Below are 14,177 nucleotides of genomic sequence, written 5' to 3'. Positions count from 1 at the left end.
CTGTGAGCAGGGTTCTCGTGGCGGGCGTGGGGAACGTGTTCCTCCGCGACGACGGATTCGGACCGGCCGTCGCCCGCCGCCTGGCGCAGGAGGCGTCAAGCCTGCCCGGCTGGGTGCCAGAGCACGTTCAGGTGAGGGACTACGGGGTCCGCGGGCTGCACCTCGCCTACGATCTCCTGGACGGGGTGGATGCGCTGGTGCTCGTGGATGTGCTTCCGGCCCCGGCGGACGGAAGCACAAGCGCCGGGACCCTCCGGATCCTCAAGATCCGGGCGGAGGATCTGGAACCCGGCGGACCGCTCACGCCGGCCGGCCTGCCGGTCAACCCGGAGTTCGATCCGCATGGCATGGACCCGCTGGCTGTCCTGCGCCGCCTCCGCATCCTGGGCGGATCGCTGCCGGAGACCTACCTGGTGGGTTGCATCGCGGGGCGAACAGACGACGGCATGGAGCTGACCGAGGACGTGTCCCGCGCCGTCCCGGCAGCCGTGGAGGCAGTGCGCACACTGGTCACGGCCCACATAACGTCCGCGGACGCAGCGACCGCGAGCGCCGGTTCGGATGAAGCAGGCTGAGGAGGAAGCGCGGATGTGCTTGGGAATACCGGGCCGGATCATCGAAGTGATCGACGGCTACAACGGGCAACTGGCCCTCGTGGATGTGGCAGGCGTGCAGCGAAAGATCAACATTGGGCTCCTCGACGACGGCCCGTTGGAGAGCGGTACGTGGGTCCTGATCCACATGGGCTTCGCCCTGGAGCGCGTGGACCAGGCTGGCGCCGACCGTGCCATGACGGGACTGGAGCTCATGGGACGGGGCCCGGACCCCACCGACAACGTCCCGTAGCCTGCGCTCCCCCCTTACTGTTCTGTATTCACTGTTCGAGTGCAATCGCGGCGCCGCGATGCTCCACGCCGGAGTTGGCGATCTTGAGGTGGCGCGCAAAGTAGTGCTGGAGCCGGTGGAGCTGCGCCGGCCCCAGCCGGTCGCACACCCAGTCCCAGTGAAGGGACACCATGTCGCCTGCCGTGAGGTCAGCGATGAAGCCGGACCCGGCCACGGCGTACTTGGCCGTCTCGATCACCGGTTCGCCGAGCGAGAGCGCCATCCCGTCCCAGACCAGGGGCCGGGAGCGCACCAGGGCGCTGTCCCCTTCGACGGCCACCACTTCGCCCCACCGGATGCGGCATTGGTCAAGGACGTTCAGGGCCGTGGATGAGCGCCGATCATCGCGCAACAGTCCAAGCCACGGATAGATTTCCAGCACATGGAAGCTGTGGTGCGGTACGCCGCCGGCCAGGACCCCTTCCATGAGATGCGGAAACTGATGGCCGGTCCGTGCTCGGAACCTGTCCTCCATGGAATTGCCGATGCTGCGCACACCCACGGAGTCCAGCAGCGTGTTTCCCACCCAGTAGGCCTCCACTACCGGGTAGTCAAGCGGGTCCGGGTTGCCCGTGGCACCGGCGATGAGCTCCAGATACGGCCAGGCGCCGGCGAACCCCTTGGCCAGTTCCCGCAGGCCCGCGTCCGTCACCCCCGACTGGCCATAGTGCAGCAGCGCATCGCTGTCCGGCGGCCCGCAGCTGCCCCGCGAATTCGGCGGATATGCGTACCGGACAAAGAGTTGAGCGCCATTGACTTGCATCCCGTGGCCTCGTTTCACAGGGGATATGTGCGAGGCTAGCACCGCCGCCCATCGGCAAACAATGTCCGCGTTGCCGGCATTGACACCCCTGCGCATTCGGCAGATGCTGTGAGGGAATGCCGTGCCTGGAACACTGTCGTGGCTGGAAACACTGCCATGGCTGGCGCGGAGCGAATGGCCGCTCGTGTGCGGTCCTTCCCGGGAGGTAGGCCGATGAACATCCCCGAAGCCAACCGACGATCAGTACTGGCAGCGGCCCTCTACGGCGGAGGGGCGCTGTTCCTCGCTTCCTGCGCCCCGGGAAGCACGCCGCCGCAGCCAACACCACTGTCAATGCCACCGGCAGGTACCTCGCCACCGGGTTCCGCCGCCGGTTCGGCCGGGATCCAGGTCACGGACCAGCGCGGGACCGTGCTGAGTTTCGACCGCCCGGTCACCCGGGTGGTGACCATTCCCATGCCGGCCGCCTCCCTGCTCGCCGCCGTCGACCAGGGCGCAAGCCATCTCGCCGGTATGCATAACGCCTCCTGGGTTGCCATGCGTGACGGCGCCATGGGCACCATGTACCCGGAGGCCCTGAATATTCCGCACGACATCGCCACTACCGATTTCACGCCCAATCTCGAAAGCATCCGGGCACTGAACCCGGACGTCGTGGTCCAGTGGAGCGATGCGCAACTTACGGCACCGCTGGAACAAGCCGGGATGAAGGTCCTGGGCATCACGAACACCGGTACGCAGCAGGATGTGGACACCTGGACCGCGCTGTTCGCGACGATGCTGGGGCACCCGGAGCGGGCCGCGCAGATGAAGGCGCGCAGCGACGAGCAACAGAGGTCCATCCAGGCCGAGGCCGCCTCCCGCGGCACCGGCGGCCCGGGCATCATCTACTTCAACAGGTTCAGCGGCGGGCTCAAGGTTGCCGGAAACGGCAGCTACAACGACTTCTACATCAAGCTCATCGGCGGCCACAATCCAGCAACCGGCCCGCAGGGCCTCCAGGGCAAGGGCATGGTGGGGGTCGACGTCGAACAGGTCCTGGCATGGGATCCGGAGATCATCCTGCTGGGGAACTTCGACGACGCGATGCCCGCGAACGTCTACGGCAATCCGGTGTGGCAAAGCGTGTCCGCCGTGCGTTCCCGGCGCGTGTACAAGGTGCCGCTGGGCGGGTACCGTTGGGATCCCCCGGGCCAGGAGTCACCCCTGATGTGGCGCTGGCTCAGCGATATCAGTTTCCCCTCCGGCAGCCGGTCCGCGCTGAGGGACCAGACCAGCGACTACTTCGATTTCCTGTACCGCTACCGGCCATCAGCGCCGGAGACGGACAAGATCCTGTGGACTGAAGCCAATGGCATCTCGGCCAACTACCGGCAGTTCGATGCTTCGTGAGGCCCAGCCTCTGACCACGGGACACCTTGGCGGCCGCCGCGGACCGAGGCTGCGCCAGGTCATCGGTCCATGCCTGCTCTCAGCGGCCGTCCTGGCCGCCGTGTCGGCGCTTGCCCTCGCCAGCGGCCGCTACAACGTGTCCCTCGCCCATGTCGCGGAAATCCTGGCCTCCCGGATAGTTCCCTTGGGCTCAAGCCTTCCCGCTGCCGAGGAAAACGTGGTGCTGCTGGTCAGGCTGCCCAGGGTCCTGCTGGCCCTGCTGGTGGGTGGTGGCCTCGCACTTGGCGGTGCGGCGCTGCAGGCCGTGTTCCGTAATCCCCTGGTCAGTCCGGAGGTCATCGGCGTTTCATCCGGTGCCTCCTTCGGTGGTGCCCTGGCCCTGCTGCTGGGCCTGGGTCCGGTGGCCCTCGTGGGCGGATCGTTCGGCTTCGGGCTGCTGGCACTGGCCATCGTCTTCCTCATCACGTCCGGCCGGGGCGGCACCCACATCCTCATGGTCGTCCTCGGAGGAATCGTCACGGCCTCGTTCTTCTCCGCCCTGGTGGCCCTGGTGACGTATCTGGCGGACCCGTTCACCACCCTTCCCGCAATCGTCTTCTGGCTGCTTGGCAGTGTCGCCACCGCAACCTGGGCGAAGGTACTGGTGGCCTTCATTCCGATTGCTGCCGGCGGCGTCGTCCTGCTGGCACTGCGGTGGCGGATCAATGTGCTCTCGCTCGGCGACGACGACGCCGCGGCCCTGGGCCTCCGGCCGCGTCCGCTGCGCTGGGCTGTCCTCTCCGCCGTGGCCCTCATGGTGGCAGGGGCCGTGGCCGTCAGCGGCGTCATCAGTTGGGTGGGGCTGGTCATCCCGCACCTGGCGCGGATGTGGGTGGGCCCGGACCACCGCGTCCTGCTGCCGGTCTCATTCCTGCTGGGCGGGGCGTACCTCATCGCCATAGACACCATTGCGCGCACCGCAACGGCCGGTGAAATCCCGTTAGGAGTCCTCACCGCCCTAATCGGGGCGCCGGTCTTCTTCGTGCTGTTGCGCCGGAACAGGGAGAGGATCTGGGACGGTGCTTGAACTACGCGGTGCCGGGTTTGGCTATTCACCGCAGAACTGGGTGTTCAAGGATCTGAGCTTCTCGGTGCCGCCGGGCACCGTGACGGCGGTCCTGGGGCCAAACGGCAGCGGCAAAACGACGCTGGTGCGCTGCGCGGCGGGCATGCTGGCCGTCCAGGAGGGGGCGGTGCGCCGGTCCGAGACGGCCGGCTATGTTCCCCAGGCGCGTGGCAGCACGTTCGGCTACCCGGCCCTGGACATGGTGGTCATGGGCCGTGCCCGCCACATCGGCGTCTTCCGCTCCCCCGGCACCCGGGACAGGGCTGCCGCCCTCCAGGCCATGGACCGGGTGGGGATCGCCGCCCTGGCCGACCGGCTGTTCCCGACCCTGAGCGGCGGCGAGCAGCAGCTGGTCCTCATTGCACGGGCCGTCGCGGGAGGTTCGCGGCTCCTTGTCCTGGATGAGCCGTCCACCGGGCTGGACCTGAAAAACCAGGTCCGGGTCCTCCAGCTCCTGAGGGAACTCGTGCGGAGCGGGATGTCGCTGCTGGTGAGCACCCATCACCCGGACCACGCCCTGTTCCTCGCAGACTCGGTGGTCCTCATGGGCGCCGAGGGGGTGGTGACTGGTCCTGCCGGGCCGCTACTCGCCGACGCGCAGCTCTCGGCGCTGTACGGCGTCCGTGTCAGCACACTGAACTACGACGACGCCGGGACGCCCCGCCGGACAGTGGTGACCCCATTCGGCGCAGACGAGCGCTGATCCGAACGCCAAAGCGCCCGGCAGCTTAGCTGCCGGGCGCTTTGGCGTCATCTGGCGGTTTGATGTCCGGTCCGGCCGCGGCCGGGGTTCAGGCCGCGGTTCAGGCCGGTGTCCGGCCTGGGGTTCAGGCGTGTGCCAGGACCGGCTGCGTCGGTTGTTCGACGGTTTCCTGCCCACCGATGTGGTCGGCGAGCATGGTCACTTCGTCGAACGGCTCGGCACCGGCGAGGACACGGTCCACGCGTCCGGCGTCGATCTCCTTGACCCAGGTGCCGATCAGCACCGTGGCGACGGCGTTGCCGGTGAAGTTGGTCAAGGCGCGGGCCTCGGACATGAACCGGTCGATGCCTACGATCATGCCCACGCCGCCCAGCAACTGAGGTGCATGCGCCTGGAGTCCAGCGGCCAGCGTGGCCAGGCCGGCGCCGGTGACGCCGGCGGCACCCTTGGAAGCGATGATCATGAAGACCAGCAGGGAAACCTGGGCACCAAGATCCAGCGGCGTGCCCATGGCGTTGGCGACGAAGAGCGCGGCCATGGTCAGGTAGATGGCGGTGCCGTCCAGGTTGAAGGAGTAGCCGGTGGGGACGGTGACGCCCACGACCGGCTTGGACACACCGAGGTGTTCCATCTTCGCGATCAGGCGGGGCAGCGCCGCTTCGGAGGAGGACGTCGAGAAGATCAGCAGGTATTCGCGGCCGAGGTACCTCATGAGCTTGAAGATGCTGACGCCTGCGACCACCTTGAGCAGGCCACCGAGGATCACGACGATGAACAGGGCACAGGTGACATAGAAGGCGCCCATCAGGGTCGCCATGCTGATGATGGCCTGGAAGCCGGTGGCACCGACAACTGCGGCGATCGCACCGAAGGCTCCGACCGGGGCCAGCCACATGATCATGATCAGGATGCGGAACACGAGGGCCTGTCCATAACCGACCGCCTTGAGGATCGGTGCTCCCTGAGGGCCCATCTTTTGCAGCGCGAAGCCGACCAGGATCGCGGCGAGGAGAGTCGGCAACACAGGAATGTCGCCCGGGATGATGCCGAGCAGGAAGTCAACGGTGCTGTCGACCGCCGCCTTCTTGTTCGGATCATAGGGGGCGAGCTTGAGGCCCTCGCCCGGGTGGATCAGGTTGCCCACCACGAGGCCGATCGCCAAGGCGAAGGTGGACATGACGACGAAGTAGGCAAGCGCCAGGCCGCCGACCTTGCCTACTGTGGCGGCCTTGGCGATCGAGCCGATGCCCAGCACGATCGTGCAGAAGATCACCGGAGCGATCATCATCTTGATGAGTTTGATGAAGCCGTCGCCCAGCGGTTTGAGGGATTTGCCGACCTCGGGGAACAGCAGACCGATAACGGCACCTGCAATCACGGCGACGATGACTGCAATGTAGAGGTAGTGGGACTTGTCCAGTCCCTTGCGCTTCTTGGCCGGGGCTGCGGCCGGTGCTGCTGACTCTCCTCGTTGAGAGGCCATGGTGTTCTCCTTGGATAGGCTGGACTTTCGTGAGCTTCCCGCTAGGGTCCGCTCGCGTCCGTTCTTGCGTGTACCCCCATCATTGATGACAAGGTGACGCGCATCACCCTTGCGTTCATATTGGTCATGGAAGGTGTTGATGATCCAGCGCTGGAGCATCGCCCGCAGGCTGTTTGTGGCCCAACTGCTGTTCGTGGTGGCCCTGACGGCCATCGTCGGCACGGCCACGTTCGTCGACGCGCGCGACCACGCCTACGACGAGGCCGGCCGCCGGATGGCCGGCATAGCCACGACGGTGGCCGACGCCCCCTTCGTCCTCGAGGCGGCGGGCGCCACCGACCCCACGGCCCTGCTCCAGCCGTATGCCCTCAAAATCATGAAGGATGCCGACGCCGATTTCGTCACGATCATGGCCCCGGACCGCACGCGGTGGACCCATCCGCGCGATGAGGAACTGGGCAAGCCGTATATCGGTTCGATCGATGCGGCCCTCAATGGCCAGGTGTTCACGGAGGTCACGGCCGGCACCCTCGGCCCCTCGGTGCGCACCATCGCCCCTGTCAAGGATGCGGACGGCAAGGTCCGGGCACTCGTGGCCGCTGGCGTGACCGTCCGGACCGTGGACGTGGCAGTCTCCGGCAGGCTGCCGGCGCTGCTGGCCATCGCTCTGGCGCTGCTGGTAGGCGGTTCCGTGGCGTCCTGGCTGCTCGGGCGCTACCTGCGCCGGGTGACCCGCGGCTGGGGCCCGGAGCAACTGGGCCAGCTCTTCGCGTACTACGAATCGGTGCTTCACTCGGTGCGTGAGGGCGTGATCCTCATCGACCCCAAGGGCAAAGTGGTGATGTACAACGATCAGGCCGCCGAACTGCTGGGGCTGAAGAAGCAGGCCTCCGACGCCGCTGCCGGCACGCATGCCCCCGGCGCGCCAGACGGCAGGCGCCCGGAGGCGCCCTCCCTCGCGGAGTTGCCGCTGGCACCCAGCCTTAAGGAACTCTTCGAATCCGGGCGTACCGCGCACGACGAGATCCACCTGACCGGCTCACGGATCCTGGTGGTCAACCAAGGCCCGGCGGTCGGACCCGCATCGGCCGGAGCCCGCCAGCGGGGAGCGGCTTCCGGCGCCCATGTTTACGGCACTGTGGCCACCATCCGGGACCGCACCGAAATCGAATCCCTGGGCAGCGAACTCGAAACCATGCACACGCTCTCCGACGCCCTGCGGGCACAGACGCATGAACATGCCAACCGGCTCCACACGATCGTCTCGCTCATGGAACTGGGGCGTACCCCCGAGGCGCTGGACTTCGCCACGAAGGATCTGGAACTCAGCCAGAGTCTGACGGATGACATTGTCAGCTCCATCGAGGAACCGGTGCTCGGCGCCCTGATCATGGGCAAGGCCGCCGAAGCGCACGAGCGCGGCGTCGAACTGATCCTGAACGCAGGCGGCTCCACGTCGGTGACCGGACTGGCCGTGCAGGATCTCGTAGCCATCCTTGGAAACCTGCTGGACAACGCCATCGACGCCGCGGCCGAGGCGCCGGCGCCCAGGCTCGTGGAGCTGACCGTCGAGTCCACCGGGTCCGCGCTGGAGATCACCGTGGAAGACAGCGGCCCGGGAATCGACCCCTCGGCCGTGGACGACATCTTCCGTCACGGCTTCAGCACCAAGACACCGGGACCTTTCGGACGTGGCCTCGGGCTGGCCCTGGTCCGCCAGGCAGTGCAGCGGCTGGGCGGTACCATGACAATCACCAGCCCGGCCGGGGCGCTCTTCCGCGTCACGCTGCCGGTCACAACGCTGCCGGTCACAACAGAGGGACAGCCATGAGCGAGATCAGGGTGCTCGTCGTCGAAGACGAGCCCATCGCCGCCGCGGCGCACGCCGCCTACATTGAACGGCTGGACGGTTTCACCCTGGCCGGCTCCGCGCCGGACGGGCAGTCCGCGCTGCGCCTGCTCACGGATTTCGCGGCGGCGGGCAATCCGGTGGAGCTGGTACTGCTGGACATGAACCTCCCGGACCTGCACGGGCTGGACATCGCACGCCGGATGCGGGCGGCCGGGCTCTTCGCGGACATCATCGCCATCACCGCCGTGCGGGAACTGAATATCGTCCGCAGTGCTGTGGCCACCGGCGTGGTCCAATACCTGATCAAGCCGTTCACCTACGCAACGTTTGCGGACAAACTCGCCAGTTACCGGCAATTCCGCGAGCAGCTGGCCTCCCCTGTGACCGGAGTCGCGGGGGCCCGGGCGTCCCAAAGCGATGTGGACCAGGCCTTCGCCAGCCTGCGTGCCCCGTCCGAAGTGTCGCTGCCCAAGGGCCTGGCCGTATCCACGCTGGAATCCGTCCAGGACTACATCAAAGAGCAGGACGGGGCGGTCTCGGCCAGCGAAGTCATGGAGGCGCTCGGCATGTCCCGGGTCACCGCCCGGCGCTACCTCGAGTACCTCGCCGATGCCGGAACGGTCTCCCGCGCCGCACGCTACGGCGCCCCCGGCCGGCCGGAGAACGAATACCGCTGGTTACGGCCGCGGCCCTAAGCTTCACCGCTCCCCCGCGGTTCCTGTCATCGACATGGCACTTGGCGGCAATGATTCCCGGAAACACTGCCGCCAAGTGTCATCTCGACGGCGGGCCGGGGCGCAGGGTTACGAGCAGCCGGTCGATCACGCCGGCATCCTCGATCGTGGACGGCACCACGTAGGTCTCGCCGTCGGCGATCTGGCGCATGGTCTTGCGCAGGATCTTTCCGGAACGGGTCTTGGGCAGGGCGTCGACCACGGTGACGTGCTTGAAGTCCGCCACGGCCCCGATGTCGCGCCGGACCAGGGCAATCAGGTCCTTGGCCAGAAGGTCCTCGGGAATGTCCACACCGGATTTGAGGACCACGTAGCCGCTGGGACGCTGGCCCTTGAGCGGGTCGGCGAGGCCGATCACCGCGCATTCGGCGACCGCCGGGTGCTGGCCGATCACCTGTTCCATGGCGCCGGTGGAGAGCCGGTGTCCGGCGACGTTGATGATGTCATCGGTTCGGCCCATGACAAAGACATAGCCGTCCTCGTCCCGGTAGCCGGAGTCGCCGGTGGCGTAGTAGCCTTCGAACGCCTGCAGGTAGGAGGAAATGTAGCGTTCGTCGTTGCGCCACAGCGTGGTCAGGGTGCCCGGGGGCAGCGGAAGGCCCAGGACGATGTTCCCTTCCGTGCCGGCCTCGACGTCCCCGCCCCCGCCGTCGACGATGTTGAGCCGGAAGCCGGGCATCGGGACGCTCGGTGAACCGGCCTTAATCGGCAGACCGTCGAGGCCGCGGGGGTTGGCGCAGATGGCCCAGCCCGTCTCCGTCTGCCACCAGTGGTCGACCACCGGAACGCCGAGGACCCTGGAGGCCCAGTGGAAGGTGTCTGTGTCCAGCCGCTCGCCGGCCGCGAACAGGGTCCGCAGGCTGGAAATGTCGTACTTGTCCAGGAGCTGGCCCTCAGGGTCGGCTTTTCGGATGGCGCGCAGCGCGGTGGGCGCGGTGAACAGCACGTTGACCTTATGGTCCTCGATGACCCGCCAGAACGCGCCGGCGTCCGGTGTCCCCACCGGCTTACCTTCGTACAGCACCGTGGTGGCGCCGGCCAGCAGCGGCCCGTACACAATGTAGGAGTGGCCCACCACCCAGCCGACGTCCGAGGCGGTCCACATGACGTCCCCGGGGCCGACGTCGTAGATGTTTTCCATGGTCCACTTCAGGGCCACGGCATGGCCGCCGTTGTCCCGCACCACGCCCTTCGGCGCCCCGGTGGTGCCCGAGGTGTAGAGGATGTACAGCGGATCCGTGGCCGTGACATCCACCGGCGCGGCAGGCTCGGCGGTGGCCATCTCGGCGTCCCAATCGAGCCACCCGGGCTGTTCGGCCGCCATGGAGGCCATGGTGGACGCGAAGCCTTCCCTGGCTTTGACCAGCACCGGGATGTCCGGGGCGCCGGCGATGCCGAGGGCCTCGGCGACGGCGGGAAGGTATTCGATCCGGCGCGATGGCTCGATGCCGCCGGACGCCGTCACCACCGCCGCAGGGGCAGCGTCGCGGATGCGGGCGGCAAGTTCCTTGGGGGCGAAGCCGCCGAAGACCACCGAGTGCACGGCGCCGAGCCGTGCGGTGGCCAGCATCGCGATCACGGCCTCGGGGATCATCGGCATGTAGATCACCACGCGGTCGCCCTTGCCGACGCCGCTGCGGCGCAGGACACCGGCGAACCGGGCCACGAGGTCCGTCAGTTCCGCATACGTGTAGCTCTGCTGGATACCCAACATCGCGGAATCGTAGACCAGGGCGTCCTGCGCACCCCGGCCCTGGGCAACGTGCCGGTCGAGGGCGTTGTAGGAAGTGTTCAGGACACCGTCCGGAAACCAGTCGTAGAGCGGTGCCCGGCCCGGATCGAGGGCCTGCCGCGGTGGCGTCTGCCAGGAGATCCCGTCCGCGGCCTCCAGCCAGAACTCCGCGGGGTGATCCAGGCTCCGCTCGTAGGCGGCCTGGTAGCTCTTGGTGACCATGACTTACATCCTGTCCACGACGTTGTGATGTAGCCCATGGTAAACCGGGGCGGACCGGCGTTACAAGGGCTTCTGTATACACAGCTCATCAATTTCCACCCCACGGACCGCAATTGCTGGGCAAAGCGACCCCGCGTGTATACACTGTTGATGTTCCACCGTTACGGAGCCACCACCGAAGGAGGCAGGATGCGCGCCAGCGACAAGGCCTACGCGGCCCTGCGCGACGACATCATCGAATGGCGCCTCCTGCCCGGAACCGTGCTCGCGGAAGTGGAGCAGTCGGAGCGCCTCGGCATCTCCCGCACCCCGCTGCGGGAGGCCCTGAGCCGGCTCACGGCCGAGGGCCTGACGACGACGGCGGGCGGCCGCGGCGTCGTCGTGACCGACATTTCCCTGGACGACATCGACGAACTGTTCGAACTGCGCGAAACCCTCGAAGGCAGGGCAGCAGCCCTGGCCGCCGAGCGCGGAGACCCCGCAACCTTCGAACAGCTCCGGCGCGAACTGCTCCAGGCACCGGAACTGATCGGCGGTCAGGATCCGGCTCTGCACGACTACTACGGGCTGGTCGGGCGGCTCGACGCGGCCATTGACGCCGCAATCTCCAACGCCTACCTCGTCCAGGCCATGCGCAGCCTGCGCGTCCACCTCGTGCGCGTCCGGCGCCTGGCCGCCGACGACGCCGCACGGCTCACCGCCGCCGCCGCAGAGCACGCCGCCATCGCCGAGGCGATCGCCGCAGGCAACCCGCGGCTGGCCGAGGCCGCCACTACGCTTCACCTGCACCGCAGCCTCTCACACGTCAAAGCCACTCATACACCTCAGCAAAAGGAGCACCATGGTTAAGGAACACCACGTCCGCGTTTACAAGAGCGAGGAAAACCTGGGCCGCGAGGACCAGCTCGCCTACAAGATCGCCAAGGTCGCCGCGGATCCCGTGGATGTCACCGATGAGGTCACCGACATGGTGATCAACCGGATCATCGACAACGCCTCGGTGGCGATCGCGTCGCTGAACCGTGCCCCGATCGTCGCTGCCCGGGCCCAGGCCCTCACTCACGGCCCCAGCACCGGCGGCAAGGGCTCGAAGGTCTTCGGCATCGAGGAACGCGTCTCCCCCGAATGGGCTGCCTGGGCCAACGGCGTCGCGGTCCGCGAACTCGACTACCACGACACTTTCCTGGCCGCGGACTACTCGCACCCGGGCGACAACATCCCCCCGATCCTGGCCGTCGCGCAGCACGTCGGTTCCAGCGGCCAGGACCTGATCCGCGGCATCGCCACCGGCTACGAGATCCAGGTCAACCTGGTCAAGGCCATCTGCCTGCACAAGCACAAGATCGACCACGTGGCGCACCTCGGCCCCTCCGCCGCGGCCGGCATCGGCACCCTGCTGGGACTCGACGTCGAGACCATCTTCCAGTCCGTCGGCCAGGGCCTGCACACAACCACCGCCACGCGGCAGTCCCGCAAGGGCGAAATCTCCACCTGGAAAGCCCACGCCCCCGCGTTCGCCGGCAAGATGGCCGTCGAATCCGCTGACCGCGCGATGCGCGGCCAGACCTCCCCGGTGCCGATCTACGAAGGCGAAGACGGCGTGATCGCCTGGATGCTGGACGGCCCGGACGCTTCCTACACCGTGCCGCTGCCCGAAGCTGGCGAGGCCAAGCGGGCCATTATGGACACCTACACCAAGGAACACTCCGCCGAATACCAGGCCCAGGCGTGGATCGACCTCGCCCGCAAGCTCAACGGCGAACACCCCGAAGTCACGGACCCTGCCAACGTCGAATCCGTGCTGATCAAGACCAGCCACCACACCCACTACGTGATCGGCTCCGGCGCCAACGACCCGCAGAAGTACGATCCCACGGCCAGCCGCGAGACGCTGGACCACTCGATCCCGTACATCTTCACCGTCGCCCTGCAGGACGGCACCTGGCACCACGTGGACTCCTACGCCCCGGAACGCGCCGCCCGCCCCGACACCGTGGAACTCTGGCACAAGGTCACTACGGTCGAGGACCCGGAATGGACCCGGCGCTACCACTCCCTGGACATCGCCGAGAAGGCCTTCGGCGGCACCGTGGAGATCACGCTCAAGGACGGTACCGTCATCACCGATGACATCGCGGTCGCCGATGCCCACCCGCTGGGCGCCCGCCCGTTCGCACGGGAGCAGTACGTCAACAAGTTCCGCACCCTCGCCGCCGGCCTTGTGGCCGACGAGGAGATCGAGCGCTTCCTCGCCGCTGCTGCCCGGCTCCCCGAGCTCGCCGCCGGCGAGCTGGACCAGCTGAACATCCGGGCGGCCGACGGCGTGATCGACCTCGCCGCCGCCCCGAAGGGACTCTTCTAATGTTGTATTCGAAGGTCACGCCGGAGCAGAAGCGGATCCGGTTCCGCGAACTCCTCGCCTCCGGCACCATCGCCCAGTTCCCCGGCGCGTTCAACCCGCTCTCGGCGCGGCTGATCGAGGAGAAGGGCTTCGCCGGGGTGTACATTTCCGGTGCCGTCCTCGCCAACGACCTCGGCCTGCCGGACATCGGGCTGACCACCCTCACCGAGGTCGCCACCCGCGCCGGGCAGATCGCCCGGATGACGGACCTGCCGGCAATCGTCGACGCTGACACCGGTTTTGGCGAGCCCATGAACGTGGCCCGCTCGGTCCAGGAGCTCGAGAACGCCGGCCTGGCCGGCTGCCACATCGAGGACCAGTTCAACCCCAAGCGCTGCGGCCACCTCGACGGCAAGAACGTTGTGGACCTGGACACCGCCACCAAGCGGATCCGGGCTGCGGCCGACGCCCGGCGTGACCCGAACTTCCTGATCATGGCCCGGACCGACATCCGCGCCACAGACGGCCTGCAGGCCACGCAGGAGCGCGCCCGGGCCCTGGTCGAGGCCGGTGCGGACGCGATTTTCCCCGAGGCGATGAAGGACCTGAGCGAGTTCCAGGCCATCCGCGACGCCGTCGACGTCCCGATCCTTGCCAACATGACCGAATTCGGGCAGAGTGCCCTGTTCACCGCGGAGGAGCTGGCCGGCGTCGGGGTCAATATGGTGATTTATCCGGTCACGCTGCTCCGTAGTGCCATGGGCGCTGCGGAGCGTACTCTGGAATCGATTAAGGCCGACGGAACCCAGGAGGCACAGGTTGGAAGCATGCTGACCCGTGCGCGTTTGTACGATCTCGTTGATTACGAGGCTTATAACCGTTTCGATACCGGAGTTTTCAATTTCCAGATCCCCGGTAAGTAAGCCCCGCATAGAACCTCCGGCATATGCCGGTATACAAGCGTT

13 protein-coding genes are annotated in these 14,177 nt (G+C 67.3%); 10 read left to right on the top strand and 3 right to left on the bottom strand.

The features are described from left to right. Positions 1-2: 2 nt before the first annotated feature. Entirely contained in the window at positions 3-575 is a 573-nt protein-coding gene (locus tag MRBLAR12_RS04190) for a hydrogenase maturation protease (RefSeq protein WP_229992533.1), read from the top strand. A gap of 13 nt (positions 576-588) precedes the next feature. Further along, positions 589-846 (top strand): HypC/HybG/HupF family hydrogenase formation chaperone, encoded by a 258-nt coding sequence (locus MRBLAR12_RS04185; RefSeq protein ID WP_229992532.1) that lies wholly within the window; start codon positions 589-591, stop codon positions 844-846. Positions 847-874: 28 nt separating this feature from the next. Here the strand turns inward: MRBLAR12_RS04185 and MRBLAR12_RS04180 are convergent, their stop codons facing one another. After that, positions 875-1,648 carry a DUF6390 family protein gene (locus tag MRBLAR12_RS04180; protein WP_229992531.1) on the bottom strand — a complete coding sequence of 258 codons (774 nt, stop codon included), beginning with the start codon at positions 1,646-1,648 and terminating at the stop codon, positions 875-877. Positions 1,649-1,861: 213 nt separating this feature from the next. On the opposite strand from MRBLAR12_RS04180, the gene MRBLAR12_RS04175 reads away from it, so the two are divergent. From MRBLAR12_RS04175 to MRBLAR12_RS04165, 3 genes are read left to right on the top strand one after another with little or no spacing between them, the layout of a single operon-like run. Beyond that, positions 1,862-3,040 (top strand): ABC transporter substrate-binding protein, encoded by a 1,179-nt coding sequence (locus tag MRBLAR12_RS04175; protein WP_364743824.1) that lies wholly within the window; start codon positions 1,862-1,864, stop codon positions 3,038-3,040. Continuing rightward, a complete protein-coding gene (locus MRBLAR12_RS04170) occupies positions 3,000-4,106 on the top strand; it encodes a FecCD family ABC transporter permease (RefSeq protein WP_229992529.1) in 1,107 nt (368 codons plus the stop codon). The genes MRBLAR12_RS04175 and MRBLAR12_RS04170 overlap by 41 nt, the downstream gene beginning before the upstream one ends. Beyond that, positions 4,099-4,848 (top strand): ABC transporter ATP-binding protein, encoded by a 750-nt coding sequence (locus MRBLAR12_RS04165; protein ID WP_229992528.1) that lies wholly within the window; start codon positions 4,099-4,101, stop codon positions 4,846-4,848. The genes MRBLAR12_RS04170 and MRBLAR12_RS04165 overlap by 8 nt, the downstream gene beginning before the upstream one ends. 124 nt (positions 4,849-4,972) lie before the next feature. Here MRBLAR12_RS04165 and MRBLAR12_RS04160 read toward each other — a convergent pair whose 3' ends face one another. After that, positions 4,973-6,331: a cation:dicarboxylate symporter family transporter gene (locus tag MRBLAR12_RS04160; protein ID WP_229992527.1), complete on the bottom strand. Its 1,359-nt coding sequence runs from the start codon at positions 6,329-6,331 to the stop codon at positions 4,973-4,975. 139 nt (positions 6,332-6,470) lie between these two features. Here MRBLAR12_RS04160 and MRBLAR12_RS04155 point away from each other — a divergent pair, with 139 nt between their 5' ends. Together MRBLAR12_RS04155 and MRBLAR12_RS04150 are read left to right on the top strand one after the other, a co-directional pair. Continuing rightward, positions 6,471-8,162, top strand: a complete 1,692-nt coding sequence (locus tag MRBLAR12_RS04155) for a sensor histidine kinase (RefSeq protein WP_229992526.1) — start codon at positions 6,471-6,473, stop codon at positions 8,160-8,162. Then, positions 8,159-8,878, top strand: coding sequence for a response regulator (locus MRBLAR12_RS04150; RefSeq protein ID WP_229992525.1), 720 nt, complete (start codon positions 8,159-8,161; stop codon positions 8,876-8,878). Before MRBLAR12_RS04155 ends, MRBLAR12_RS04150 begins: the two co-directional genes overlap by 4 nt. Positions 8,879-8,957: 79 nt before the next feature. On the opposite strand, the gene MRBLAR12_RS04145 is transcribed toward MRBLAR12_RS04150, so the two are convergent. Then, complete coding sequence (locus MRBLAR12_RS04145) at positions 8,958-10,871, bottom strand: AMP-binding protein (RefSeq protein WP_229992524.1); 1,914 nt, start codon at positions 10,869-10,871, stop codon at positions 8,958-8,960. 189 nt (positions 10,872-11,060) lie between these two features. Between MRBLAR12_RS04145 and MRBLAR12_RS04140 the strand changes: the two genes are divergently transcribed. Genes MRBLAR12_RS04140 through prpB form a run of 3 tightly spaced genes read left to right on the top strand, consistent with a single transcriptional unit; the run spans position 11,061 to position 14,135 of the window. Next, on the top strand, positions 11,061-11,720 hold the full coding sequence (locus MRBLAR12_RS04140) for a GntR family transcriptional regulator (protein ID WP_091564429.1): 660 nt from the start codon (positions 11,061-11,063) through the stop codon (positions 11,718-11,720). Then, the gene (locus tag MRBLAR12_RS04135; protein ID WP_229992523.1) at positions 11,713-13,233 is read left to right on the top strand and encodes an MmgE/PrpD family protein; all 1,521 of its coding nucleotides are present in this window, start codon (positions 11,713-11,715) and stop codon (positions 13,231-13,233) included. Before MRBLAR12_RS04140 ends, MRBLAR12_RS04135 begins: the two co-directional genes overlap by 8 nt. Continuing rightward, on the top strand, positions 13,233-14,135 hold the full coding sequence (gene prpB, locus MRBLAR12_RS04130; RefSeq protein ID WP_364743819.1) for a methylisocitrate lyase: 903 nt from the start codon (positions 13,233-13,235) through the stop codon (positions 14,133-14,135). Before MRBLAR12_RS04135 ends, prpB begins: the two co-directional genes overlap by 1 nt. Positions 14,136-14,177 lie beyond the last annotated feature (42 nt).

It is taken from the genome of Arthrobacter sp. LAR12-1-1.1 (genome assembly GCF_040676555.1).
Classification (GTDB): Bacteria; Actinomycetota; Actinomycetes; order Actinomycetales; family Micrococcaceae; genus Arthrobacter.
Note: the sequence above shows the minus strand (reverse complement) of the source record. Positions and strands in the feature narration are given on the sequence as shown.